Origin of the sequence: Castellaniella caeni NBRC 101664, from assembly GCF_001592225.1 — a bacterium.
Classification (GTDB): Bacteria; Pseudomonadota; Gammaproteobacteria; order Burkholderiales; family Burkholderiaceae_B; genus Castellaniella; species Castellaniella caeni.
This window is the reverse complement of record NZ_BCWN01000019.1, coordinates 38,856-64,310: the sequence shown is the minus strand read 5'-3', so window position 1 is coordinate 64,310 and position 25,455 is coordinate 38,856. Positions and strand designations below refer to the sequence as shown.

At 66.9% G+C, this 25,455-nt stretch carries 23 protein-coding genes; 13 read left to right on the top strand and 10 right to left on the bottom strand.

Going from position 1 to position 25,455, the window contains the following annotated elements; genetic code table 11:
• On the bottom strand, positions 1-1,314 hold a 1,314-nt coding region (locus tag CCA01S_RS15865), incomplete at its 3' end, for a DUF6531 domain-containing protein (RefSeq protein WP_198150003.1).
• A 90-nt stretch (positions 1,315-1,404) separates the two neighbouring features.
• Between CCA01S_RS15865 and CCA01S_RS11880 the strand changes: the two genes are divergently transcribed.
• Both CCA01S_RS11880 and CCA01S_RS11875 read left to right on the top strand, forming a co-directional pair.
• On the top strand, positions 1,405-1,749 hold the full coding sequence (locus CCA01S_RS11880) for a DUF1840 domain-containing protein (RefSeq protein ID WP_066458781.1): 345 nt from the start codon (positions 1,405-1,407) through the stop codon (positions 1,747-1,749).
• Between the two features lie 10 nt (positions 1,750-1,759).
• Positions 1,760-2,077 carry a hypothetical protein gene (locus tag CCA01S_RS11875; RefSeq protein ID WP_066458777.1) on the top strand — a complete coding sequence of 106 codons (318 nt, stop codon included), beginning with the start codon at positions 1,760-1,762 and terminating at the stop codon, positions 2,075-2,077.
• Between the two features lie 68 nt (positions 2,078-2,145).
• Here the strand turns inward: CCA01S_RS11875 and leuA are convergent, their stop codons facing one another.
• Complete coding sequence (leuA, locus tag CCA01S_RS11870; RefSeq protein WP_066458775.1) at positions 2,146-3,849, bottom strand: 2-isopropylmalate synthase; 1,704 nt, start codon at positions 3,847-3,849, stop codon at positions 2,146-2,148.
• Positions 3,850-4,383: 534 nt separating this feature from the next.
• Between leuA and CCA01S_RS11865 the strand changes: the two genes are divergently transcribed.
• On the top strand, positions 4,384-5,403 hold the full coding sequence (locus CCA01S_RS11865; RefSeq protein WP_198150001.1) for a YkvI family membrane protein: 1,020 nt from the start codon (positions 4,384-4,386) through the stop codon (positions 5,401-5,403).
• 37 nt (positions 5,404-5,440) lie between these two features.
• Here CCA01S_RS11865 and CCA01S_RS11860 read toward each other — a convergent pair whose 3' ends face one another.
• Entirely contained in the window at positions 5,441-5,986 is a 546-nt protein-coding gene (locus tag CCA01S_RS11860) for a hypothetical protein (RefSeq protein WP_066458791.1), read from the bottom strand.
• A 21-nt stretch (positions 5,987-6,007) separates the two neighbouring features.
• Between CCA01S_RS11860 and rpoN the strand changes: the two genes are divergently transcribed.
• The 5 genes from rpoN to CCA01S_RS11835 all read left to right on the top strand — a co-directional run bounded on the left by rpoN (position 6,008) and on the right by CCA01S_RS11835 (position 12,296).
• A complete protein-coding gene (rpoN, locus tag CCA01S_RS11855; protein WP_084386724.1) occupies positions 6,008-7,363 on the top strand; it encodes an RNA polymerase factor sigma-54 in 1,356 nt (451 codons plus the stop codon).
• A 264-nt stretch (positions 7,364-7,627) separates the two neighbouring features.
• The gene (locus CCA01S_RS11850; RefSeq protein ID WP_373278627.1) at positions 7,628-9,124 is read left to right on the top strand and encodes a DEAD/DEAH box helicase; all 1,497 of its coding nucleotides are present in this window, start codon (positions 7,628-7,630) and stop codon (positions 9,122-9,124) included.
• Positions 9,125-9,265: 141 nt separating this feature from the next.
• Positions 9,266-9,901, top strand: coding sequence for a LysE family transporter (locus CCA01S_RS11845; protein WP_066458767.1), 636 nt, complete (start codon positions 9,266-9,268; stop codon positions 9,899-9,901).
• Between the two features lie 19 nt (positions 9,902-9,920).
• Positions 9,921-11,528: a peptide chain release factor 3 gene (locus CCA01S_RS11840; protein WP_066458765.1), complete on the top strand. Its 1,608-nt coding sequence runs from the start codon at positions 9,921-9,923 to the stop codon at positions 11,526-11,528.
• A gap of 129 nt (positions 11,529-11,657) precedes the next feature.
• Positions 11,658-12,296: a hypothetical protein gene (locus tag CCA01S_RS11835; protein WP_066458763.1), complete on the top strand. Its 639-nt coding sequence runs from the start codon at positions 11,658-11,660 to the stop codon at positions 12,294-12,296.
• A gap of 69 nt (positions 12,297-12,365) precedes the next feature.
• Here the strand turns inward: CCA01S_RS11835 and bfr are convergent, their stop codons facing one another.
• Positions 12,366-12,830: a bacterioferritin gene (bfr, locus tag CCA01S_RS11830; protein WP_066458762.1), complete on the bottom strand. Its 465-nt coding sequence runs from the start codon at positions 12,828-12,830 to the stop codon at positions 12,366-12,368.
• A gap of 153 nt (positions 12,831-12,983) precedes the next feature.
• Positions 12,984-13,238, bottom strand: a complete 255-nt coding sequence (locus tag CCA01S_RS11825; protein WP_066458761.1) for a (2Fe-2S)-binding protein — start codon at positions 13,236-13,238, stop codon at positions 12,984-12,986.
• Between the two features lie 165 nt (positions 13,239-13,403).
• Between CCA01S_RS11825 and CCA01S_RS11820 the strand changes: the two genes are divergently transcribed.
• Together CCA01S_RS11820 and CCA01S_RS11815 are read left to right on the top strand one after the other, a co-directional pair.
• Positions 13,404-14,018, top strand: coding sequence for a LemA family protein (locus CCA01S_RS11820; protein ID WP_066458759.1), 615 nt, complete (start codon positions 13,404-13,406; stop codon positions 14,016-14,018).
• Complete coding sequence (locus CCA01S_RS11815; protein WP_084386722.1) at positions 14,018-15,010, top strand: TPM domain-containing protein; 993 nt, start codon at positions 14,018-14,020, stop codon at positions 15,008-15,010. Before CCA01S_RS11820 ends, CCA01S_RS11815 begins: the two co-directional genes overlap by 1 nt.
• A 214-nt stretch (positions 15,011-15,224) precedes the next feature.
• On the opposite strand, the gene CCA01S_RS11810 is transcribed toward CCA01S_RS11815, so the two are convergent.
• Both CCA01S_RS11810 and CCA01S_RS11805 read right to left on the bottom strand, forming a co-directional pair.
• Positions 15,225-16,853 (bottom strand): DUF3482 domain-containing protein, encoded by a 1,629-nt coding sequence (locus CCA01S_RS11810; RefSeq protein WP_066458758.1) that lies wholly within the window; start codon positions 16,851-16,853, stop codon positions 15,225-15,227.
• Entirely contained in the window at positions 16,846-18,240 is a 1,395-nt protein-coding gene (locus tag CCA01S_RS11805) for a DUF2868 domain-containing protein (RefSeq protein WP_066458756.1), read from the bottom strand. Before CCA01S_RS11805 ends, CCA01S_RS11810 begins: the two co-directional genes overlap by 8 nt.
• A gap of 95 nt (positions 18,241-18,335) precedes the next feature.
• On the opposite strand from CCA01S_RS11805, the gene CCA01S_RS11800 reads away from it, so the two are divergent.
• Positions 18,336-18,569, top strand: a complete 234-nt coding sequence (locus tag CCA01S_RS11800; protein WP_232305096.1) for a DUF2149 domain-containing protein — start codon at positions 18,336-18,338, stop codon at positions 18,567-18,569.
• Here the strand turns inward: CCA01S_RS11800 and CCA01S_RS11795 are convergent.
• The 3 genes from CCA01S_RS11795 to CCA01S_RS11785 form a co-directional block, all read right to left on the bottom strand.
• On the bottom strand, positions 18,543-18,947 hold the full coding sequence (locus CCA01S_RS11795; RefSeq protein ID WP_084386720.1) for a DUF1850 domain-containing protein: 405 nt from the start codon (positions 18,945-18,947) through the stop codon (positions 18,543-18,545). The two genes, CCA01S_RS11800 and CCA01S_RS11795, sit on opposite strands and share 27 nt — an antisense overlap.
• Positions 18,947-20,968: a TRAP transporter permease gene (locus CCA01S_RS11790; RefSeq protein WP_066458752.1), complete on the bottom strand. Its 2,022-nt coding sequence runs from the start codon at positions 20,966-20,968 to the stop codon at positions 18,947-18,949. Before CCA01S_RS11790 ends, CCA01S_RS11795 begins: the two co-directional genes overlap by 1 nt.
• A 103-nt stretch (positions 20,969-21,071) precedes the next feature.
• Positions 21,072-22,028, bottom strand: a complete 957-nt coding sequence (locus CCA01S_RS11785; RefSeq protein ID WP_066458749.1) for a TAXI family TRAP transporter solute-binding subunit — start codon at positions 22,026-22,028, stop codon at positions 21,072-21,074.
• A 226-nt stretch (positions 22,029-22,254) separates the two neighbouring features.
• Between CCA01S_RS11785 and CCA01S_RS11780 the strand changes: the two genes are divergently transcribed.
• Both CCA01S_RS11780 and CCA01S_RS11775 read left to right on the top strand, forming a co-directional pair.
• The gene (locus CCA01S_RS11780; RefSeq protein WP_084386719.1) at positions 22,255-23,637 is read left to right on the top strand and encodes a chloride channel protein; all 1,383 of its coding nucleotides are present in this window, start codon (positions 22,255-22,257) and stop codon (positions 23,635-23,637) included.
• Positions 23,621-25,450: a cation:proton antiporter gene (locus CCA01S_RS11775; protein WP_066458745.1), complete on the top strand. Its 1,830-nt coding sequence runs from the start codon at positions 23,621-23,623 to the stop codon at positions 25,448-25,450. Before CCA01S_RS11780 ends, CCA01S_RS11775 begins: the two co-directional genes overlap by 17 nt.
• Positions 25,451-25,455: the final 5 nt, after the last annotated feature.

Sequence of the window (25,455 nt, the reverse complement as noted above, 5' to 3'; positions counted from 1 at the left end):
CGAACCCGAACCCGAACCCGAACCCGAACCCGAACCCGAACCCGAACCCGAACCCGAACCCGAACCCGAACCCGAACCCGAACCCGAACCTGGCTCGTTTGCCGCCCGCACGTCGGCGCTGGTGCGGGTAGGGTGGCTCGTGCCAGCGTCAGCGTAGTGCAGCGTCAGCCGCCCCTCCTGTTGCGCGGGCGCGCCGGGAATGGCGAGCGTGACGCGCCCCTGGGCGTCGTATGTCCAGCTGCGCGCGCGCCATGCGTGGCCATCCTGGGCGAGCAGGGTGATGCCGGTAATGGCGCCCAGGTGTCCGGATTGCCGCTCGGGCTCGTAGTGATACTGGCGCTGCATGGCATCCGGGCGGACGACGCGCAGCAGCCGGGGAAGCGGTGCCGCGGACGAAAGTGCCGCCATATCGGCGGCCACGGCATCGTAGTGATAGCGGAAGCTGCCCAGTGGGGTTTCCAGGGTGCCCAGCACGATGTGGCCGCCCACGGTCTCGTAGTGCAGGGCCAAGGCGCGCGTACCGCGCCGCACCTGGCGCAGCAGGCCGCTGAGCGGGCCGACGGTGTGGTAGTCGAGCGTGGTTGGACGTCGGCCCGGTGAGTGCAGCGCGCGCAGGCGCCCCCGTGCATCGAAGCTCAGCGTACGCCCATCCGGGCCCTCCCATCGGGGGCGCTGCCTGGCGACACTAGCGACACCAGCCGCACCAGCGGCGTCGGCCCGGGCGGTGCCATCCTCGGCGGCTGGCACGATACGCCCCGCCAGGGGCGAGGCGCCTTGCCCGCGGGCGTCGTAGCGGTACAGGCGGCCGTCGGGCAGCCGCAGCTGCCAGCCCGTTGCCGTGCGCGCCAGCCGGATGTCGTATTCGCTGAACCAGCCCAGGCCCAGCGGGCCGCTGGCCGCCGCGTGCGAGCGGTACAGCCGCACGAAGCCCGGCGTGCCGCCGTCCAGCGCCTCGGGCAGGTCGATCTCGCGCAGGAATTTCTCGCCGCTCAGCCGCTGGATGGGGTTGCTGATGCCGGTGTCCACGTCCGGCTCTGGCGTCGGGCCGAGGCTGGCGCTGGCCCCGCAGGGCGGCAGGCTGCCGTGCTCCGGCTGCGGCATCAGGCAGGTGAGGGCGGCCTGGGCCGACGCGGCGGGGAACCTCGGCAGGATTCCGAGGTCTATCCAGATCAGGAGGCCCAAGATTTGCACGCGCCGCTGGCATGCGCGAAAGCCGCGCCCGCGAGGGCGCAAGGCAATCCGATGAAGATCGCCATCGCCGTGCTGGCCGCGAAAGCCGCACCCACGGGGGCGCCAGACGGTGATTTGCGGCATGCCGGTCTCCTGTCAAAGCGGATATTCTCCAGCTTGGCAGGGTGCGGAACTTGGGTTAGTGTATGTTTATGTCCATTGCGGGAAACCACCATGCTCATTTTGTTTCAGTCGAAATCCGCCGCTGAAGTGCTGATGTTTGCGCAGCACGCCAAGCCCATCCTGGTGGCTGCGGGCAAGCATTTCGACACCCCCGACCTGCCCGAGCGCGGTGTCATCACCAAGGCGCAGCTCGATGCCGCCATTGCCGGCATCGAATCCCTCATGGCCACCGATACCTCGCACAACGACAACACGGGCGAGCACGACGACGCCACCGAACACCCCATCGCCCAGCATGTCGGCATGCGCCGCCGGGCTTGGCCGCTGCTGGCCATGTTGCGCCTGTCGCGCGAAAAGGGCGAAGACGTCACCTGGGAACCCGCCCCCATCTGGTAAGAGGCCATTCATGCAGGGTCACGTCATCATTGTCTTCGACGCCCATCGCTCGCTCGAACTCGACGTCGATACGCCGATCGAGCCCGCCGCCGCGCGGGCGGCGCGCGACTGGTTCGCGCAGCAGTGGCAGGCGCTGGGCTGCGAACCCTTACGCGTCAGCGGCAAGGTGCTGCTGCTCGACAAAATCCTCGGGGTGGCCGACGCCCTGGGCTATGCCAATTTGTCCGCCAAGGGCAGCCTGGCCCAGGAATTCGCCACGCATGCCGTGCAGGCATTGGAAAAGCCCCGGGTGACAGTCGATCTCCCGGGGCTTGCCATCGTGTATTGACGGGGTCTTTCCAAGGCGGCCCGCCCTCGTGGGGCGGGCGCCCGCAGTCTGCAGCAGCCGCTGCCCGATCAGGCAGCTTCTGAAACCCGCATCGGCATGTCTTTGCCGGCCATCACCTGGCGGTTCACCGCGCTCAGGATAGCCAGGAACGACGAGGTGACGATGTCTTCGTGGATGCCCACGCCATAGCCGTTGGCGGCATCCCCGATGCGCATTTCCACATACGAGGCGGCGCGCGTGTCGGTGCCGGTGCCGATGGCGTGCTCTTGGTAGTCCATCACGCGGGCTTCAATGCCCAGGGCGTCCACAAAGGCCGAGATCGCGCCGTCGCCGTGGCCCGTCAGGTGCCGCGTCTGGCCGTTGACCGAGACCTCGACCTCGATGGCAAACTGCTTCTGGCCCGTGGTCTTGGGGCTGCCGGTGATGCGGTGGCGCACCAGCGTCCAGGGGGCCGCCGGGTTGAGATATTCTTTCGAGAAGATGTCGAACACGTCTTTGGGCGTGACTTCGTGGCCGGTCTCGTCGGTGACGCGCTGGATGGCGCGGCTGAACTCGATCTGCAGGCGGCGCGGCAGCACCAGGCCGTGTTCTTGCTCGAGCAGGTACGACACCCCGCCCTTGCCCGACTGGCTGTTGACGCGGATGACCGCGTCGTAGCTGCGGCCCAGGTCGGCGGGGTCGATGGGCAGGTAGGGCACTTCCCAGACGGCGTCGGGCTTCTGGATGGCGAAACCCTTTTTGATGGCATCCTGGTGCGAGCCCGAAAACGCGGTGAAGACCAGGTCGCCCACGTACGGGTGGCGCGGGTGCACCGGCAGCTGGTTGCACTCTTCGACGCAGCGGCGCACTTCGTCGATGTCCGAGAAATCGAGCCCCGGGTGGATGCCCTGGGTGTACAGATTGAGGGCGAGGGTGACCAGATCAACGTTGCCGGTGCGCTCGCCGTTGCCAAACAGGCAGCCTTCGATGCGGTCGGCCCCGGCCATCACGGCCAGTTCGGCGGCGGCTACCGCCGTGCCGCGGTCGTTGTGCGGGTGCACGCTGACGACGATCTTGTCGCGCTCGGCCAGGTTGCGGTGCATCCACTCGATCTGGTCGGCGTAGCGGTTGGGCGTGGTGGCCTCGATGGTGGCCGGCAGGTTGAGGATGATCTTGTCTTCGACGGTGGGCTGCCAGGTGGCGACCACGGCGTTGCAGACGTCCAGGGCGACTTCGGGCTCGGTGGTGCTGAAGACCTCGGGCGAATATTCGTAGCGCCAGTGGGTTTCAGGGTGCTTGGCGACTTCGGCCTTGACGATCTTGGTGCCCTCGATGGCGACGGCGCGCACTTCGTCGGGGTTCATGTTGAAGACGATCTTGCGGAAGGCCGGGGCACACGCGTTGTACATGTGCACGATGGCGTGCCTGGCGCCGGCCAGGGCCTGCACGGTGCGCGGGATGAGGTCGCCGCGCGCTTGCGTCAGGCCGATGATGGTGACGTCATCGGGGATGCGCTTTTCGTCGATCAGCTTGCGCACGAAGTCGTAGTCGGTTTGCGAGGCCGACGGAAAGCCGACTTCGATTTCCTTGAAGCCGATTTTCACCAGCTGCTCGAAAAAGCGCACCTTGCGCTCGACGCTCATGGGCTCGATGAGGGCTTGATTGCCGTCGCGCAGGTCGGTGCTCATCCAGATGGGGGGCGTGGTGATGCGCTTGCTGGGCCAGGTGCGTTCGGCGTAATCGTGGGTAAACGCCTTGAAGGGGACGTATTTGGAGGCTGGATTCTTGATCATGGCAATACCTGTCTGGGCGGCGACGTCTGGATCACAGACGCGAAATCACGGGATGTGGCGAACAGGCTGCCGGACTGCCACGCGGCGCTAGGCCCGGCAACCGATCGCTAGTAGCAGCAGGCCCGACAGGGAAAGCGAGGGGGCGAGGCGAGCGAGTGCCGCCTGCGGCGCGCGCACGGGCCCGGCCGCAGTGATCTGCGAGCAAAGGGCGATGAGTGCGCGAAATGAGTCCATAGGCAAGAGTCAAACATATTTTTGAGCGTCGTGCAAGTGCCAAGATTCGTTTTCATTGGCACAATGCGCGCTTTATGCTCGGGCGCGCCACCAATTGGCCTGGGCTTTTTAAACGTCAGAATACCTTGCATCAGTCCCCAATTAAAGACCCCGATCCAACGGGGCCGGGCGGTGCACACGGGCGGCCGTCAAAGGCCGCGCCTGTGGCGTATTCGAAACAGTCTGCCTGGCCCGCGGGGGCCGCGGGCGACAAGTGAGAGCATCGTGAATCGTCAGATTCTTCAGCTGGCGTCAGCCTACATGAGCGTGATCATCGGTGGTGGTTTTGCATCGGGTCAGGAAGTTCTGCAGTTTTTCACCCATTTCGGCCTTTGGGGCGTGGCGGGCACGCTGGTGGCCGGCCTGCTGTTTGCCTTTCTCGGCATGCAGGTGGCCCGCATCGGCACGCAGTTGCGCGCCCATTCGCACAAGGTGGTGCTGAACGCCATTTTTGGCGAGCGTCTGGGTTCCATCATCGACCTGGCGTTGATTTTCTTTCTTTTCGGCGTGGGCGTGGCCATGCTGGCGGGCACCGGCTCGCTGTTTCGCGAGCATTTTGGCCTGCCGCTGATCGTCGGCGGCCTGTTCATGACCGTCCTGGTGTCGCTGACGCTCTGCCTGAACGTGCAGCGCATCGTCGATCTGATCAGCGCCGTTACCCCCTTGCTGTTGTGCCTGGTCATCGTGCTGGTGATCTACGCCCTGTTTCGCAGCGATGCCTCGATCGAGAGCCTGAACACACTGGCCGCTGCACAGCACGACCGTGCGGCCCCCAACTGGTTCCTGGGGGGCGTGTTGTATGCCTCGTTCAATATCGCGGTGGGTTTTCCGCTGCTGGCAGTGCTCTCGGGGGCCAGCAGCAACCTGCGCAACACCACCTATGGCGGCGTGCTCGGCGGTTTGGGGCTGGGCGTGCTGATCTTGCTGTTGAACGTCGGCCTGTTCGCCAATCTGGATCAGATTCAGGGCGCTGAAATGCCCACGGTGTTGCTGGCCAAGCACTTGAGCCCCTGGCTGGGATGGCTCATGATGATTTCGCTGTGCTGCATGATCTACAGCACGGCGGTGGGCATGTTCTTTGCCTTCAGCGCCCGTTTTGCCGACCCCGAAACGCCGAAATTCCGCATCATCGGCACTGTGTCGGCCTTTGTCGGACTGGGGCTGAGTTTTGCCGGCTTCACCACGCTGGTCGGCACGGTGTACCCGTTGCTGGGCTACCTGGGCATCGCCCTGATTCTGGGGGTGGCCTGGTACTGGTGGAAAAACCGCCAGGCCGCCTGAGGCCGCCGCCTGGGCGTGCCGAACTCCCCGCCGCCCGTCAGTGTTCGCGCTGACGGGCGTTTTGCAGCACGGCCAGCTGCTGGGCCGCCTGCTGCAGCCGGGCGGCGCGCCCGCCTGAGAGCTCGGCGCGGGCCAGCTGCAGGTCGCCCACGCGCAGCGGCTCGTCGTGCGGCTGCCAGGCCCACAGCAGCACGTCCAGTGCCGGGGCCGACAGCTGTTCGGCCAGCTGCGAGAACGAATGGGCGTCCACCAGCTTGAGACGGCTGCGCCGGTGGATGGCGCGCACGATCAGGTACACCCACCAGGCCAGCAGAATCGTGCACAGGGCCACCAGCACCCCCCAGAAGTAAGGGTTGTAGCGCTGCACCAGCGCGGTGGCTTCCGCCCCCATGAGACGGTTTCCGGCATAATCAAGGCCGTTGCCAAACGCCAGCAGGCGGTTCAGCAAGTCGTACCAGACCAGTGCCACCAGCACGACCAGCACGGCGCACGTGATGTTTGCCGTCGCCGTCAGCTTGAGCACGATCTTGCGCAGCAGCGCGGTGTCTTGTCGGCTGGGGGTTTGGGTGGTTTCCTGGTTCATGGTCATGGTTTCAAGTTGAGTATGCGTTCGCAACCGTCACTGGAGTTGGGTCAGCACCAGCAGCTGGTGCTGACGCCGCAGCTGCGCCAGGCGCTGAAGCTGCTGCAGTGTTCCAGCCAAGAGCTGGAACACGAAATCACCCAGGCGCTGGCGGACAACCCGGTGCTCGAACGCGCAGACCCCGCCGCGGAAACAGTGGCCGCCGAAGCGGAAAGGCTTGATCGCCACTGGGCGCAGCCCGCGCGCCGGAATGTCTCGGATGATATCCCGGAATCCGAGGCGACGACGAGCCTCACCGACCATCTCTTGCAACAATTGAGCACCACGCGGGCCACGCCGCGCGACCAGGCGCTGGTGACGCTGCTGATCGGCGAGCTGGATGCGCGGGGCTACTTGGACTTCGACCCCCAGGCGTACACGGCGGCGTTGCCGCCCGAGCTGCGGATCCAGGCCGAAGAATGGCAGACCGCCTTGCGGTTGCTGCAGTCCTTCGATCCGGCGGGGGTGGGCGCGCGGTCGCTGGCCGAGTGCCTGCGCCTGCAGCTGGGCGCCCGCACGGGCGAGTGGCCGACCCCCGCGCAGGCGCTGGCGGCGCGCCTCACCGAGCATCTCGACGACCTGGGCGCCGGGCGCTGGGGGCGCCTGTGCGACGCGCTGCACTGCACGCGCGAGGCGCTCGATGCGGCGCACCGGGTGCTGCTGCAGCTCGATCCGCACCCGGTCAGTGCCTGGGACACGGAGGCCATCGCCTACGTGGTGCCCGATCTGCTGTTCTACCGCGAAGGCCAGGCCTGGCGCGTCAGCCTGAACCCCGCGCTCGAACCGCGCCTGCGCGTGGACACGGCGCTCGTGGCGCAGCTCGATGCGCTGGACGCGCCCGGCGGCCTGCGCGAGCAGGTGCGCCAGGCGCACGGCCTGATCCAGCAGCTGGGCCAGCGACGCCAGACGATTCTGCGGGTGGGCGAGTTCATCGCCGAGCACCAGCGCGCCTTTCTCGAACAGGGCGCGCGCGCCTTGCGCCCGCTCGTGCTGCGCGACGTGGCCCAGGCGCTGGGTCTGCACGAATCGACGATCTCGCGCGCCACGCGCATGAAGTACGCACAGACCCCCTGGGGGGTCTTCGAACTGAAGCACTTCTTCGGCACCGGGATGCAGACGGCCTCGGGCGAGGACGCCTCGGCCCTCGCCATCCAGGCCCGGATGCGCACGCTGCTCGATGCCGAGCCCGCCGCCAAGCCGCTGTCCGACGCCCGCCTGACCGAGCTGCTGGCCGCGCACGGCATCACCATCGCTCGGCGCACCGTCGCCAAGTACCGCGAAGCCATGGGCGTGCCCCCGGCCAGCCTGCGCAAAGCGCAAGCCGAGCCGCCCCGCTGAAGCGGCAAGCGGGCGGTTTTACATAAAGCCTGTCGCGAGCAGGGTTGTCTTGGTATAATCGCCGTCTTGGCACAATTGACCAATCACTGTGCCCTGTCACTGCGCCCCCGGCATCGTCCCGGATGGCGGGCGGTCTCACCCCAGACATTTTTTCAATCGTCGGCCTCGATTGGTATCACTCGACTCGAGCGATAGGCGGTCGCTGGAGTCATATCCTTGGATACTTCTATTTCCTTTGCCGAGCTCGGCCTGGCAGAGCCCTTGCTGCGTGCCGTGCACGATGCCGGTTACACCCATCCCACCCCCATCCAGGCGCAGGCCATCCCGCGTGTGATGGAAGGCGGCGACCTGCTGGCGGCGGCGCAGACCGGCACCGGCAAGACGGCGGGCTTCACCCTGCCGATTCTGCACTACCTGCTGCAACACCCGGCGACGGCGCGCCGCGCGGGGCGTCCGCGCGTGCTGGTGCTCACCCCCACGCGCGAGCTCACGGCGCAGGTGGAAGAATCCGTGCGCCTGTACAGCCAGCACACCAACATCCGCTCGATGGTGATGTTCGGCGGCGTCAACATCAACCCGCAGATCTCCGCGCTGAAAAAGCCGCTGGACATTCTCGTGGCCACGCCGGGTCGCCTGCTCGATCACGCGCAGCAAAAGACGCTCGATCTCTCGGGTGTCGAAATCCTGGTGTTGGACGAAGCCGACCGCATGCTGGACATGGGTTTCATCCACGACATCCGCCGCGTGCTCAAGCTCTTGCCCGCCAAGCGCCAGAACCTGCTGTTCTCGGCCACCTTCTCGGATGAAATCCGCAGCCTTGCCCAGGGCATCCTCAACCACCCGGGCGAAGTCTCCGTGGCGCGGCGCAACACCACCTCCGAGCTGGTGAGCCAAAGCGTGGTCATGACCGAACAGTCGCACAAGCGCGACCTGCTCAGTCACATCATCCGCGAAAGCGGCTGGCACCAGGTGCTGGTCTTCACGCGCACCAAGCATGGCGCCAACCGCCTGGCCGAAAAACTCGTGAAGGACGGCCTCACCGCCGCCGCCATCCACGGCAACAAGAGCCAGGCGGCGCGCACCAAGGCCCTGTCCGGCTTCAAGGACGGCAAGGTCGCCGTGCTGGTGGCCACCGACATCGCCGCGCGCGGCTTGGACATCGACCAGCTGCCGCAGGTGGTCAACTTCGAACTGCCCAACGTGCCCGAAGACTACGTGCACCGCATCGGCCGTACGGGCCGCGCGGGCAGCACCGGTTCGGCGCTCTCGCTGGTGGATCAGTCCGAGATCAAGCTGCTGCGCGCCATCGAGCGCCTGACCAAGCAGACCATCGAACCCATCCAGGTTGAAGGCTGGAACCCCGGCGCCATGGTGACGGCGGATTCCGCCCCCGATGCGCGTGAGAAGCGCGCCCTGGCCCGTCTGCAGGGCGACGTGCGCGGCGCCCCGCGCTCGGGCGAGCGGCGCGACGGCGCGGGTCGGCGCGAAGGTGGCCGGGATGGTCGCCGTCCGGCATCCACCGGCCCGCGCCACAGCACGGATGGCCGCCGTGCCGCTGCGGCAGACCCGCGCCGTGGCACCGACGCCCGGCGTGGCGAGGGTGCCCAGGCCCGCCAGGCGTCCGACGCGCGCCGCACCGAGAACCGCGCGCAGGTCGGCCGCGCGAACACGGGCCGTCCGGCAGGGGCCGCCGCGCCGCGCCGCGATGCCCGCCCGCAAGGCGGCCGCCCGGCGGCGCTGCTCAACCACAAGGCGGATTAAACTGCATCTTGTGCTTCGTGCCGCCCATCCCCGTGCCCCGGGGCGCGGGGGTGCGAAGGCGCCTGCGGCACGGACGCCGCCAATCCCCCAGCGGGGGGCGGATCGGACGGGCAGGCTATTGACACTCTTGCGGAGCCCTTCATGGCATTTTCCACCTGGCTGGCATTCTTTGCCGCGGCTTGGGCCATCTCGTTTGCGCCCGGCCCAGGCGCCCTCTGTTCCATGGCCTCAGGCCTGAAATACGGCTATCGCCAGGGGTTCTGGACGATTTTCGGCCTGCAGGCCGGCATCATCTGCCAGCTCATCATCGTCGCCGTGGGCGTGGGCGCCTTGCTGGCCACGTCCGAGATCGCCTTCGCCGTCGTCAAATGGACGGGGGCGGCCTACCTGGTCTACCTGGGCGTGCGCCAGTTTCGCACCGACGCCGCGCCAGTGGCGGTGGCGGCCAAGCCACGCGAACAGGCGCACCCCATCCGCGAGCAGCTGCTGCACGGCTACCTGGTCAACATCACCAACCCCAAGGGCACCATGTTCCTGCTGGCCGTAGTGCCGCAGTTCCTGGACGTCGGGCGCCCTCTGGCGCTGCAGTACACGCTCATCGGCGCCACGCTGTGCTTCACCGACCTGGTGGCCATGAGTTGCTATACTTCGCTCGCCTCGCGCATTCTGGGCCTGTTGCGCAGCCCGGGCCACATCCGCTGGCTCAACCGCTGTTTTGGTTCCGTATTCATTCTGGCCGGCACCGCGCTGGCCGCCTTCAGCCGCACCAGCGACTGAACCCACCGCATCATTACTCATGAGCCTCACTGACGAAGTCGCCCGTCGGCGCACGTTTGCCATCATTTCCCACCCCGACGCGGGCAAGACCACGCTGACCGAAAAGCTGCTGCTGTTCGCCGGCGCCATCCAGATCGCGGGCAGCGTCAAAGCGCGCAAGGCCAGCCGCCATGCCGCGTCCGACTGGATGGAGATCGAAAAGCAGCGCGGCATCTCGGTGGCCTCGTCGGTCATGCAGATGGAATACCGCGACTGCGTCATCAATCTGCTCGACACCCCGGGCCACCAGGATTTTTCCGAAGACACCTACCGCGTGCTGACCGCCGTGGACGCCGCCCTGATGGTGATCGACGCCGCCAACGGCGTCGAGCCGCAGACCATCCGCCTGCTGCAGGTGTGCCGCGCGCGCAATACGCCCATCATCACCTTCATCAACAAGCTCGACCGCGAGGTGCAAGAGCCGCTCGACCTGCTCTCCGAGATCGAAGACCACTTGGGCATGGATGCCGTCCCGTTCTCGTGGCCGGTGGGCATGGGGCGTCACTTTGGCGGCGTGTTCGACATCCGCCACGACCACATGCGCGTCTTCCGGCCGGGGGCCGAGCGCGACCGGCACGACGAGGAAACCATCGAGGGGCTGGAAAACCCCGTGCTGCGGCAGCGCTTTGGCGATGCCTACGACAAGGCGCACGAGGAAATCGAACTCATTTCGGGTGCTTCGCCCGAGTTCGATCACGCCGCCTTCCTGGCCGGGCGCCAGACGCCCGTGTTCTTCGGTTCGGCCATCAATAATTTCGGCGTGCGCGAAGTGCTGGACGCTCTGGTCGAGCTGGCGCCGCCGCCCGGCCCGCGGGCGGCCATCGAGCGCACGGTGCTGCCCGACGAGACCAAGTTCACCGGGGTGGTGTTCAAGGTGCAGGCCAATATGGACCCGGCCCACCGCGATCGCGTGGCCTTCGTGCGCGTCAGTTCGGGCCATTTTCAGCGCGGCATGCGCCTGAAAGTGGCGCGCAACAATAAGGAAATCCGCCCCAACAACGTGGTCTCGTTTCTCTCGCAGCGCCGCGAAATCGTCGAAGAAGCCTATGCGGGCGACATCATCGGCATCCCCAATCATGGCATTTTGCAACTGGGCGACGTGCTCACCGAAGGCGAGGCGCTCACCTTCACGGGCCTGCCGTTCTTCGCCCCCGAACTCTTCCAGGCTGTCGAGGTGAAGGATCCCCTGCGCACCAAGCAGTTGCGCACGGGGCTGACGCAGCTGGGCGAAGAAGGGGCCATCCAGGTGTTCCGTCCCGAAGCGGCGGGCGGCGCGCTGCTGCTCGGGGCCGTGGGCCAGCTACAGTTCGAGGTGGTTGCCCACCGGCTGAAGACGGAATATGGCGTGGATGCGCGCCTCATGCCCTCGCGCTACAGCCTGGCGCGCTGGATCACCAGCACCGACCCCAAGGCCCTGAAGAAGTTCATGGATTCAAACGCCGCCAACATTGCCCACGATGTGGTCGATGCCGTGGCATTCCTGGCCAGTTCGCCAGCCCAGCTGCGCGTGGCCGAAGAACGCTATCCAGACGTGCAGTTCCATACCATGCGCGAACACGCGGGGCGGGTGTTTGGTTCGGGCGTGTGATGCGGCGACCCGCCGCGCGCCCCCTCTGTCAGCCTCTGTCACATCCGCGCGGTGCTTGCCGCGGGATGCGCAGGCCGCATTCGATACAATGGCACGATTGACAGCACTGACTGACGAGGGAAGTCGCCCATGTCCTGGCGTCTGATTATTGCCATTTTGCTACTTGCCGCCGGGGCTTCGGCCTGGGGCGGCCTGCAGCTGGGCGACTGGCTCATCGTCCATAGCCCGGCCCAGATCGAATCCCGCGAACCCACCGAAGTACCCGTCAGCAAGACGCCCGTGCTCGATGCCAATGGCCAGCCCTTCATCGCGGCGGCGCCCCAGCCGCTGTCCGACGGGCGCCAGGGCGTGCCCAGCCTGCCGCCGCCCGTCGATTGGCAGCTGCAGACCACGCCGCTCATCGACGAACACCGCCCCATTGCGCTGGCCACCACCACCATCAGCATGGACGAAGCCATTGCCTTGGCGCAGCAAAATCAGGGGGGTGATGGCAGCGGCCTGCAGGGCATTGCCAACGTGGGGTCGCTGGTGGCGCCACAAACCGTGCAGCCCGTGGATGTGCCGCCCCCGCCGCCCGCGCCGGGCAACGAGCCCGACCTCAATAGCGGCAATTGGCAGGCGGCTTTTCAGGCTGAGCTGAAAACCTGTGAATCGTTGGGGTTCTTCTCGCGACCGTCGTGCGCCTGGGCCGCGCGCAACAAATATTGCGAGGCCCACGACGCCTGGGGCCGCGTGCAAGACTGTCCGGCCAAGAAATCCAGCTATTGATCGATCCGTTCGTGTCCAGGGCGATCGATCCGGAGCCGAAGACGCGTATCGATCGTCCCGGGCGCGGGATCAGACCTGCGACTGCAGATAGTTTTGCAGGCCGACGTGCTCGATCACGCCCAGCTGGGTTTCCAGCCAGTCGATGTGTTCTTCGGTGTCGTTCAGGATGGTGAGAAAGATGTCGCGCGAGGCGAAGTCTTGCACCGACTCACAGTACTGCATGGCCTCTTTCACGGTGGCCTGCGCGGCGGTTTCCAGCTTCAGGTCGCATGACAGGATCTCGGGCACCGATTCGCCGATGAGCAGCTTGTGCAGGTCTTGCAGGTTGGGCAGGCCATCCAGCATGAAAATGCGCTGAATCAGCATGTCGGCGTGTTTCATCTCGCCGATGGATTCATCGTATTCGTGCTGCCCCATTTTCTCGAAGCCCCAGTGGCGCATCATGCGCGCGTGCAGAAAATACTGGTTGATGGCGGACAGCTCGTTCTTGAGCTGCTGATTGAGGTATTTGATGACGGTCTTGTCGCCCTTCATGGCCTGTGCTCCTGTAGACAGCCCGCATCCGGCGCCCCGCCCGGCTTGCCCGGACACCCGGGCAGGACAGGCAAGACGGCACGAAGCAGGCCTGAAGCGTTCAGGCTACCACGATGGCAGGAGATTTGCGTGATTCGTTTGGGCGATCCGGGATCAGGCGACGCGGCGCACTTCGACGCTGGAGAGCAGCGTGGCTTCGACCGTGCGCTGGGGCTGCGCGGCGTTGGTCGCAGCGACCTCGGCAGCGTAGCGCCCCCCGGGCAGGTACTCGGTGGCGGTCTCGGCACATTGGCCGCAGCAGGTGGCGACGCCTAGCTGAGCCTGCAGGTCGCTCAAGTCGCCAGCCCCCTGGGCAATGGCTTCTTGTACCTGGCGCTCGCTGATCGCATTGCAGACACAAATATACATGCGAATCATTATCATCCATCGTTCTGCCGGTGGCAAGCGCTTTTGGCGCTCTGTTGCAATTTGATCCGCCGGGGGCTGCCCGCTTTTGCCATCGGCTCTTTGTAAAATGGCGGTCTGCGCCTCGCGACAGGGGCTGCCCATGCTTGATTCGACGAGGTCTGGACGATGTTTCGACGTTATTTCAATTTTGCCGCCTTGGCGGCGCTGGTGCTGCTGCTGTCGGGCTGCGGCTACAACGACATCCAGCGCCAGGACGAGCAGGTGAAAGCGGCCTGGTCGCAGGTGCTCAACCAGTACGAGCGGCGCGCCGATCTGGTGCCCAAGCTCGTGTCTTCGGTCAATGCCTACATGGTCAACGAGCGCACCGTGCTGCAGCAGGTGACCGACGCCCGCGCCAAGGTGGGGCAGGTGCGCATCAGCGCCGACGACCTGTCCGATCCGGCGCTGGTGGCGCGCTTTGAACAGGCTCAGGGGGCGCTCAGTTCCAGCCTGTCGCGTTTGCTGGCGGTGTCGGAAAACTACCCGCAGCTCAAGAGCGACGGGCTGTTCCGCGACCTCATGACGCAGCTCGAAGGCACTGAAAACCGCATCACCGTGGCGCGCGAGCGCTACGTGACCGCGGTACAAGCCTACAACCTGACGATCCGCCAGTTTCCCACGCTGCTCACCGCCCGCGTCTTCGGCTATCAGCCCAAGGCGCAGTACGGCCTGGACAAGGCCGATGACGTGATGCGCGACCCCGAGGTCAAGTTCGATCTGCCCCAGGGGCAGGGCAGCTGATGCGCGGTCGGCTGCGTGAGACAGCAGGCGCATCAGGGCTGCGCCTGCGCGTTGGCGTCATCCTGTTGGCGGTTCTCGTGCTGCTGTGTCTGGCAGGGCCCGGGCCTGCCCGGGCGGTCGAACGCCCAGTAGCCACGTTGGCCGCGCCACCCGCCCGCGCTGCGCAGGCGGATGTCCAGGTGCCTGTGCCGACCTGGACGGCGCCCGTCATGGATCTCAGCGGCACGCTCGATGCCGCGCAGATACGCACCCTGGCCAACCAGGTGCGGCTGTTGCAGCACGACCGGGGCGCGCAGCTGTTCGTGCTGCTGGTGCCTACCACCGGGCCGGATACCATCGAGCAGTACGCCCGGCGGGTGTTCGATCAGTGGGGCGTGGGGCGCAAGGGCGTCGATGACGGCGTGCTGCTGCTGGTGGCCAAGCAAGATCGCCGGGTGCGCATCGAAGTCGGCTACGGGCTGGAAGGCGCCGTCACCGACATTGCCGCAGGCCGCATCATTCGCGAGCAGATCACACCGCGCTTTGCCCAGGGCGATTTCTTTGGCGGCGTGCAGGCGGGCGTGTCTGCCCTGGCGCTGCTGGTGCGCGGCGAAGACCTGCCGCCCCCGCCCAAAGCGGCGGACGACGAGGACGTCGAGCCCTACGTGATGCTGCTGCCGCTCGGGCTCATGGCGCTGGTGGCGCCCTGGTGGATCGGCATCGGGCTCATGGGCGGCTTTGCCTTTCTGGTGACCAACAGCCTGTTGTGGGCCTTGCTGGGCGCGTTGGGCGGCGTGCTGCTGGTCGTGGGTGGCCGTGTCACCGGCATCACGCAGCGCCTGCGCCGCAGTGGCCTGTCCAGCCGAAGAGGTCGCTCGGGCGGCGGTTCCGGCCCCTGGGGAGGTGGCTTTGGCGGTGGTTCAGGCGGAGGCGGCGCAGGCGGTGGTTCCGGGGGCGGCAGCGGCGGGGGCGGCGGCAGTGGCGGGGGTGGCGGCGCCTCGGGCGGCTGGTAGTACACCTCTTGCGCGTCCGATGGACGCTCCGGATGTCTGCCCGATGCGACCTCCACGGCTGGCAACACAGCGCAGACTGTGCGTGAAACCGAATTTGAGGGTGCATATTCGCCGAGTGAGCAAGCCTTCACCAGCCCCGGCCCCGGGTTACCCATCTACCCAATCGTCGAAGCCCCCAAGCCGCCAGGCAGTGAATTGGCGGGACGCGGGAGCATCACAGCGCCAGGAACAGCGCTTGCGCCATTTGCGCGATCAACTGTTCGCGGCGCGGGTCGGTGGCGGGTTCTTCGCCGATGGCCGACCAGGAAGGGTGTGTGCGGGCCTCGTCCAGAACGGCCTGTACGGCGGCAGGCAGGCGGTGCGGGGGCTCTGCCGCGCCATCCGCTGCCGGGCCGCTGGATGCCGGGCCGCTGGAGGCCGGGCCGCTTGCCGTCATGTCGGAACCGGCCGCGCCGCCGGGCTGGCGGGCCAGCCCCTGATCGTGCTCCGCCCCATCGGTGCCCGGGCCGGGCGCCTGCTTGTCGGCGGCAAGCGCGGCATCCGGCCCCGCAGCCGCGCCTGTGCCCGCGGCGCCCGGCGCCGCGGATGCCTGCGCCGTGTCGACCACCTGGGCCATCAGGTCGTCTTCGATGGGCCGCATTGCCGCGTGACCGCGGCATTCCAGGGCGCGCACCAGGGCCAGCTGGCGCAGGCCCAGCAGGTGCAGCACGGCGTCGTCCACCGTCATCTCCATATTGCCCGCCAGGCGCCCCATGAGGCGCTTGCCCCACTGGTTGGCGCCTTGCCAGACCCCGCCGATGGCGGCCCCCAGCAAGGTGGCGGCCCCCAGGCTCAGGCCGCCGGTGAGCATGTCCAGCGTGGCCCCGGCCATGGCGCCCGTGGCCAGGCCCTTGCCCACCTGGATGCCGAAGCTGCGCAGGGCCTGGGGACTGAAGAGATCCATGCCCCAGCGTTCGCCCTCCAGCGGCAGCGGGTGGTGCGGAAACGTGGCCTTGCTGAAGCGGTAGCGCTTGAGCAGGGCATACACGCAGTCCTGTTCGCGCTCGCGCGTGCGCCGACGCAGGCCCAGCGTGATGGCGGCCATGTCGGCGGGTTCAGGCGAGCAGGGCAGGCGCAGGGCGGCGGCGTCCATCAGCAGCTCGGCGATCAGCCGGGTGGCGTCTTGCAGGCGCTTCAGGCGCTGCTGACCGAGGTCGGTGCGCAGCGTCATGAGGGCGGCGGCGTGCTGGTCGAGCATCAACGCCAGGCGGTCGAGCAGCTGGCTTTCGCCGTCCAGCGCCGGGGCCACGGTGTCGAAGTCCACCGTCGCGTGCAGGCCCAGGCGGGCCAGCGCCTCGCGCCAGGCGCCGATGTCGGCGTCGCGGCTGCGCGTGAAATTGAGCACCGGCAAAATGGGACGGCCACAGGCGGCCAGCAGCGTCAGTTCGTCGCGGTGCTTGGGCAGCACGGGGTCGCGCGCGTCGATCACGTACAGCGCGGCGTCCACCGCGAGCACCGTGGCGAGCACCCGGCACTCCTGCTCGAAGCGGCCCATGGCCTCGGGGCTCTTGAGCAGCCGGTCGATGCGTTCAGGGCCATCGGGGCGTTCGTTGGGGGCGATCAGCTGATCCAGGTAGTCCAGCACCCCCATGGCGTCTTCCAGGCCGGGCGTGTCGCGCAGGACGAGCATCGGCTTGCCGCTTTCCGAGAGCAGCTGCGCGCTTTCCACGTGCCGCGTGGTGCCCGGCTGGTTGGCGACTTCGCCAAACGACTCGTCGCGCAGCAGCGTGCGCAGCAAGGACGTCTTGCCGGTGTTGGTATGGCCCACGACCGCGAGATCGATGGGGCTGAGAGCATCACTCATGAGGCGAGGTTCCGAGATGGGCAAGCCAGTCTTGCACGCTGGAGACTTGCGCCAGCGCTTGTTGGCCGAGGGCATGCCGCCAGAGGGCCTGGTGTTCGGGCGAGCCGCCCAGGCACAGGACACGCAGCTGCGGACAGGCATGTCGCAATTCGTCGAGCCAGTGGGCGGTGCCCCGATCCGGGGTGAGGCGGGCATCGCACACCAGCAGCAGGTGGTGCGCGTCGAGCGTCTGGCGGATGCGCGCGCGGTCGACGCGGCTGTCGCAGCGCCCCAGATCGATGACCTCGGGCGGCAGGCCGGGCGGCGGCCAGGCCAGGTCGGGCCCCAGCTCGCAGGCCAGTACGGCGGCGTGCGCGCCGCGCGCCGGGGCCGCGTGGGCCGGGGCAAGGCCTGCCCGCGCGGTGGGCGCGGGGCGGTCGATGCCCAGGTGCTGGTGGGTGGGCAGCAGGCGTTCGCGCAGTTCGAGCCAGCCGGGCAGCGCCGGGTCGATGCGCAGCTGCCGCAGGCGCGCGTGCAGCCAGGCCAGGCACACCGCCAGGCTGATGAGCCGGGGCAGCAGCCCCCAGGCCACGACGCAGCCGATCAGCCAGAGTGACCAGTCGGCCTGGATGGCGGCGGAGGCGGGCAGCAGCCCCGTGCTGCCGGCGATGTCGATGCCCGCCGGGGTGGGAAACCCCAGCCACTGCGGCACGCTGCCCAGCAGGCGGCTGAGGGCCACGAAGGCATCCGGGCTGAGCAGCGTGGTTTCCCAGTGGAAGGTGTAGCGGCGCGTGCTCAGCAGCACGAGCAGCGTGGGCAGAGCCGTCAGATAGGCGATGCTCCAGGCGCCGTGGCTGAGCAGTCCCAGCGCGGGTTTCCAGGCCCGGGCGCGGTTGAGCAGCGAGACGAAGGCCTGGGCCGCCAGGGCGCTGTCGGGGCCGTGCGCAAGCTTGCGGGTGAGCCACAGCCAAAGCCGCGAGAGCGTGGTGCTGGGGTGCAGGCCGGGCAGGCAGCCCGCCAGCCAGATGAGGAAGGTGAGGGCGTGCAGCCCCAGCAGGCCGATGATGGCGGCCGCCAGGTTGACCGAGCCCTGGGCGTGGTCGAGGGCCGCCGAGGCCGCCCCGATGCCCGCCAGGCCCGCTGCCAGCCACAGGCCGATCAGGGCCCAGCGGGCGCTGGCGGCCCATTGCCGCAGGCGCTGCTGCAAGGTGCCGTGGGCCGCCAGCCAGGCAGCCCGCGCGAGGATGCGGTCTTGCAGCCCGGCGGGCACGCGCAGCGCGGCCTGGCAGGCGGCCTGGTCTTCCAGTGGCCCCCAGTGCGCTTCGCGCAGGCGCACGGCCTCGGCCCGCCAGTGCTGGAACAGCGGGCTGGCAGGCGCGTCGGGCAGGGAAGAAGAGGCGTTCCGCATGAGCGCATCGAGGCTGAAAACAGGATGATACCGAGTTTCCCCGATCCGCAATGCCCGGAAGTGGCCGCCGGAGAGGGTATACAGATTTGATCGGCATGGCCAGCAACCCCGTGCTGCAGGCCATGGCCCGCCAGGACGTCACGGTCATCACCGACGCGGGCAAGCCCTCAATGGAGATGATTGTGAAAAAAGGCGAGCAGATCGAGCACTTCAAATCGAACGGGCAGACCGGCCAGGGCGAAGGCACCAAGGCCGGCGTGGCCTATCGCATGAAGGACGGCAGCGTGGTCTACGTGCCCGAGTCAGGGGGCGGCGCACGGCCGCAATAGTGTCACGTCGCCGTCCGTGGGCATCACCGCGCGCAGCGGCTGGCAGCGCCCCCGCACGCACCAGTCATAGTCGGCGGTGTAGGGCGAGCGGGTGAGCCGCAGCTCGGGCAGTGGCCCGGTGTGCGGCTGGTATTCGTACCAGCCGTCGGCGTGGTGCACGGCATCGGGGGGCGGGTCCATGCCCGCGCCCGATCCCAGGATGCGCGCCTTTCCCGGGATGAGCACGGGGTGCCCCTGGGCATCGCGCGCCACCCGGTAGTCTTCTTCCCAGCGGATTTTCTCGATGGAATGCGTCCAGGCCAGGGTGAAGGTCTGTACCGGCACGAAGCGCGGCGGCACCTGAAGCGCCGCCGCCAGGGTAAAACAGACGCCCAGCATCAGACCCCCTGCGCCTGTGGCGGCAGCCGTCGGCTGCGCGCCAGGTGCCAGATCAGGAACAGCGCCGTGGCGGCAAAGCCCAGTTCGTCGCTCATGGGCACCGCGGCCACCAGCAGCGCCGCGGCCAGCACCACGTACACACGCTCGAAGAGGTTCATGCGCGTCTTCAGGAAGCCTGTGATGCCCGCACCCCACAGCGTGATGGCCAGCAGCGCCTTGAAGACCACGTAGACGACGTCCCAGGTGGTGCCGCCTTGCAGCATCAGCGCTGGGGAATACACCGCCATATAGGGGACGACGAAGCCCGCCGCCGCCACCCGCAGGGCCTGGATGCTGATCTTGAGCCCGTTTTCACGCGCGATCGGGGCCGCCGCGAAGGCCGCCAGCGCCACCGGCGGGGTGAGATCGGCCATGATGCCGAAATAGAACACGAACATGTGCGAGACGATGAGCGGCACGCCCAATTTGAGCAAAATGGGCGCCGCCAGCGAGCTGGTGATGATGTAGTTGGGGATGGTGGGGATGCCCATGCCCAGCACCAGGCAGGTAATCATGGTGAGAAACAGCGCCAGGAACAGACTGTTTTCACCGACGGCGATGACTTGGCCGCCAAACTCGGCGGCAACCCCCGTGAGGTTGATGATGCCGATGATGACGCCCACCAGCGCGCAGGCTGCCGCCACCGACAACGCGTTGCGCGCACCCTCGGCCAGTGAGTTGAGCGCCAGGCGCAGCGCGTCGCGCCCGTGCTGGCGAAACAGCAGCGCCACGGCCAGCAGGGCGATGAGGACGAAGAAATCAGTAACGCCGAACTGCACGAAACCCGCGCAGGCCACGCCCAGCAGCAGCCAGAACACGTAGCGCAGCACGGGCGGGCGCGCGCCCTGGATCGCAGCGGCGCCAAAGATGAGGATGACCGTCAGCCCCAGGCCGATGGTGCCTGAGAACAGTGGCGTATAGCCCGAGAACAGCAGCACCACCAGGCCGATGAGCGGCAGCAGCAGATACCAGCGCTTGCGCACGGCGGCCCAGGGGTCGGGGCAGTCTTTCTTGGCCAGGCCGTGCAGGCCGCGCCGCCCGGCTTCGAGGTGCACCGTGAGAAAGGCCGTGGCGAAATACAGCAGGGCCGGGATGATGGCCGCCTTGACCACCTCGACGTAGGCGATGTTGAGGGTTTCGGCCATGATGAAGGCCACCGCCCCCATGACCGGCGGCATGATCTGCCCGCCCATGCTGGACGTGGCCTCGACCCCGCCCGCGAAGGCCGACGAATAGCCGAAGCGCTTCATGAGCGGGATGGTGAACTGGCCCGTGGTGACCACGTTGGCCACGCCCGAGCCATTGATGGTGCCCATGAGCCCGGAGCTGACCACCGACACCTTGGCCGGGCCGCCGCGCGTGTGGCCCACCATGCCCATGGAAAAATCGCTGAACAGCTGGATCATGCCGGCCTGTTCGAGAAAGGCGCCGAACAGGATGAAGAGGTAGATGTAAGAGGATGACACGTAGGTCGGCGTGCCGTAGATGCCTTCCACCCCGAAGCCCAGCGTGCTGACGATCTGGTCGAGCCCGTAGCCCCGATGCATGAAGGGGCCGGGAATGTACTGACCGAACAGGCCATAGGCCAGAAACAGCCCGCAGATGATGGGCAGGGCCCAGCCCATCATGCGCCGGGTGGCCTCGAAGACCAGCGCGACGGTGAGAATGCCCACCACCATGTCTTCAGACGTCATCTGCCCGGCGCGCGCGGTAAGGTCGGCTTCGTAGACCCAGTGATACAGGCTCAGGACAAAGCCCAGGACGCCCAGCAGCCAGCCGAGCTTCACCCCCAGGCTGCCGCGCGGCCCCGAATACAGGGTGAAGACCATCAACAGCACGAACCCCACGTGGACGGCGCGGATCACCTGGCTGGAGATCGGGCTGTAGGCGGCCGTCCAGATCTGGAAGGCGGAAAAGACCACCGCGATCCAGAAAACGGCGCGGGGCATGGGCTGGTCGGCAATATCGTGGGCTGAACTCATGTTTTGGGTTCCGGAGCATTGAAAAGGCGGCCCTTGCATCGCATGCCGTGTGGGCGTGTCGATGTCGGAGCCGCCGGGCGGGAGGGTGTCCCGGGCGCGGATCTTATTTGATCAGGCCGACTTCTTTGTAGTAGCGCTCGGCGCCCGGATGCACCGGCAGCGGCATGCCCTTGATGGCATTGGCCAGCTCGATGGTCTTGGCGGCGTTGTGCGCGGATTTCAGGGTGTCGAGCTGTTCGTAGAAGGTCTTGGTCATTTGGTAGACCAGGTCGTCGGGCACGGACTCGGCGGTGATGAGGAAGTTGGGCACAGCCACGGTGGGCGTGTCTTCGGTCACCCCTTCATAGGTGTTGGCCGGGATGAACGACGCCTGATAGGCCGGGTTGTTGATCTTGGCGATCACGTCTTCGGGGATGGGCACGACCACGATCTTCACCGAGGTGGCCAGGTCGCGGATGGAGGACACGCCCAGGCCGGCGGATTGCAGCGTGACGTCGAGCTGGCGGTTTTTCATCAGCTCGACCGATTCGCCGAAGGGCAGGTATTCCACCTTCTTGAAGTCGGCGTACGTCAGGCCGGCGGCCTTGAGCACGGCGCGGGCGTTGAGTTCGGTGCCCGAGCGCGCGGCGCCCACCGAGATGCGCTTGCCCTTGAGGTCGGCCAGGGTCTTGATGCCCGAGTCGGCGTTGGCGACGATCTGGATGTAGTTGTTGTAGGTGGCCGTCATGCCGCGCAGCTTGGTCAGCGGCGCCTTGAAGCCGGCTTCGGCGTTGCCCGTGTAGGCGTCCGACACCGTGTCGGCCAGCGCAAAGGCCAGTTCGCCCCGGCCCGCCTGCAGCAGGTTCATGTTTTCGGCGGATGCCTTGGTGACCTGGGCGGTGGATTTGGCATCGGGGATATTCTTGTTATAAATCTGCGACAGCGCGACCCCCATGGGGTAGTACACGCCGCTCTGGCCACCCGTCAGGATGTTGATGAATTTGGTCTCGGCGTGCGCCGGACCCGCCGCGATGGCGGCGGCTGCCATGGTGAAGGTCACCAGCCATTTTGTAATATTCATGATGTGTTCGCCTCTTCTGATACAACAATCAACCCTGAATGGTATCAGGCCAGGCACATGCCAAAACTTGGGAATCACCCTAGGCTTAATGTGGAAAATAATGAATAGCAGCATGAAATTGCCACAAATCTCCCGAATATGAGTCAGACACAGAGATACACATGAGATTTCGTTTGTTGAACGTGTTTCGCGCATGAGGCGGCCAGACCTCCTGGAGCCCGCAGTCATGCTGGCGACCGTCGTGCAATGGCTGGTGCTCGCCTCGCTGGTGGGGTTGGTGGTGGGGGTCGGGGTCAGCGTCTTCCTGCACGCCTTGTTTGCTTCCATCGACCAGGCCCTGGCCGTGCCGCGCTGGGCCTATTGGCTGATGCTGCCCGCCGCGGGCCTGGCCAACGGCTTGCTGATGGTCTATGGCTATCAGAAGCTGGGTACGTCGGGGCTCAAAGATTCCATCTTCGCGGCGGTGCACGAACAAAAGGGTCGCATGCCCTGGCGCACGCTGGCCATCAAGCCCGTGGCCGCCATCATCACCCTGGCCTGCGGCGGCTCGGCGGGCAAGGAAGGGCCCTGTTCGCACCTGGGGGCTTCTTTGGCGGCGGTCATCGGCAACGTCTTCCGGCTCAATGCCGAACTGCGCCAGCGCATCGTCGCCTGCGGGGTGAGCGCGGGCTTTGCCAGCGTCTTTGGCACGCCCATTGCCGGGGCCATCTACGGCGTGGAAATGCTCATCATTGGCCGCATCCGCCACGATTTCCTGTTTCCCGCGCTGATTGCCGGCATGACCTCGTTTCAGGTCAGCAAGGCGCTGGGCATCCCGTACGAGTATTACCGGATTCCGGCGCTGCCCGAGTTCTCCGAATCCATTTTCCTGCGCACGGTGCTCATCGGCATGCTGTGCGGCGTGGTGGCGCGCATTTTCGTCGATCTCATCTATGCCCTGCGCGGCGCCTGCCAGCGCCTGCAGGTGCGCTTCGGCCTCTGGAAGCCGCTCATGCCCATGCTGGGCGGGGTGGTGCTCGCCGCGCTCGTCACCGTCATCCCCACCGACTACCTGGGCCTGAGCCTGCCGCTCATGGATCGTGCGCTGCAGGGCGAAGCCATGCCCTATCTGGGGTTCTTGTGGAAATCGCTGCTGGTGGCCGTCACGCTGGGTTCGGGCTTTTATGGTGGTATCGTCACGCCGCAGTTCGTCATCGGCGCGGTGGCGGGCAACGCCTTTGCCCACCTGTTTGGCATCAGCCCCATGCTGGGTGCCGCCGTGGGCCTGGTGTCGGTGGTGGCGGCAGCCTCCAATACGCCGCTGGCGGCCATCCTGATGGGGGTCGAGCTTTTCGGTGGCGTGGTGGGCACGGTCTACGTCTCGGGCGCGGCGATTGCCGCCTATCTCATCATCGGCCACCGCAGCGTCTACCCCGATCAGCGCCTGGGCCATGCCAAGTCGTCCTGGCTGCGGGCGCGCACGGAAATCCCCGTGGGCCAGGAAAAAACCCATCTCTCTTATGGCCTGCTGAAAAGCTGGCGGCAGATGCGCGCCCAAGGCTGGCGCGCCTGGCTGCACGGCTGGGGCAAGGCTTTGCGACAAGGAAACCCTCATGACAAACAGCCCTGAAATCCTGCTGGCGGGCATCGGCATCGTGGCCATGGCGGCGCAGTGGCTGGCCTGGCGCCTGCGGGTGCCGGCCATTCTGTTCCTGCTGCTGGCGGGTATTGCCGTCGGCCCCGTGGCGGGTTGGCTCGACCCCGATGGCCTCTTTGGCCACCTGCTGTTTCCCATCGTGTCCCTGTCGGTGGCGGTCATCTTGTTCGAGGGCAGCCTGACGCTCGAATTCCACCAGACGCGCGGGCTCGAACGGGTGGTGCGTCGGCTGGTGTCGGGCGGTCTGCTCATCACCTGGGGGGTGTCGGCTACGGCGGTGCACTTCCTGCTCGATTTCCCCTGGGATCTGGCCGTGCTCTTTGGCGCCATCACCGCCGTCACCGGCCCCACCGTGATCGCTCCCTTGCTGAAGACCGTCAAGCCGGTGGCACCCGTGGCCCATGCCCTGCGCTGGGAGGGCATCCTCATCGACCCGATCGGGGCCATTCTGGCGGTGCTGTCCTACGACCTGATGGTGGCCTTGCGCACCTCGCACGCCTGGGGCCATGCTCTGTGGTCGCTCGGGGCCACCGCCATCACTGGCCTCGTGTTCGGCCTGGTTGCGGGCTGGCTGCTGGGCATGGCCCTGCGCAAGGGCTGGATTCCGGATTCCTTGCTCAACCTGTCCACGCTCGCCACGGTCTTTGCCGCCTTTGCCTTGTCCAATACCGTGCAGTCCGAATCCGGCCTGTTGGCCGTCACGATCATGGGCATCTGGCTGGCCAACCGGCCCGGCATCCCGGTGCACGACATTCTCGAATTCAAGGAAACCCTCAGCCAGATCCTGCTTTCGTCGCTGTTCATCCTGTTGGCGGCCCGGGTGGCGCCCGCTCAGCTGTTCGACCTGGGGTGGCCGGCCCTGGCGGTGCTGGTGCTGATGCTGTGGGTGGGGCGCCCACTCAAGGTGCTGTTTTCCACCTGGGGATCCAAACTCAACTGGCGCGAGCGCGCCTTGCTCACCTGGATTGCGCCGCGCGGTATCGTGGCCGCCGCCGTGTCGGCCCTGTTTGCGCTGCGGCTCGAATCCTTGCAGGTGCCGCAGGCCGAAAAGCTGCTGCCGCTCACCTTCCTGGTCATCATCGGCACGGTGATCTGGCAAAGCATCACGGCGCGCCCGATGGCCAAGCTGCTGAAGGCTGCCGAGCCCGACCGGGTGGGTTTCCTGATTTCAGGCGCCAACCCCGTGGCGCGCGCCATCGGCCAGGCATTGTATGAGCAGGGCGTGCCGGTGCGCCTGTGCGACAGCGACTGGTACAGCCTGTCGAAGGCCCGCATGTTGGGCCTGCCCACCTACCACGGCAGCCCGATTTCCGAACACGCCCAGCACAATCTGGACACCAGCGGGCTGGGGCGCCTGCTGGCGCTGGGCACGCGCGATCACGTCAATCAACTGATCATGGTGCGCGGGCGCGACGAGTTCGGCAAGAACAAGGTGTTCAGCCTGCCGCGCTCGCGCGATGGCGACGCGGCGGAAAAGCACGCGGTCGACCCCGAATATCGCGGGCGCACGCTGTTTGCCGTGGGGCTGGGCTATTGGGCCCTGTCTTCCCTGCTGATGGCGGGGGCGCAGGTGAAGACCACCAAGCTGTCGGAAACCTTCACCTTTGCCCAGTACCAGCAGGCGCAGCCAGGGCATGCGGTGTATCCGCTGTTTGCCATCAACCCCAAAGGGTATGCCATGCCGTTCACGCTGGATCAGGATCTGCAGCCCCAGCCGGGCTGGACGGTGATCGGCCTGCACGTGGAATCCGCGCAGGCGCAGCCCGCCGAACCGCTGGCTGCCTGAGGCCC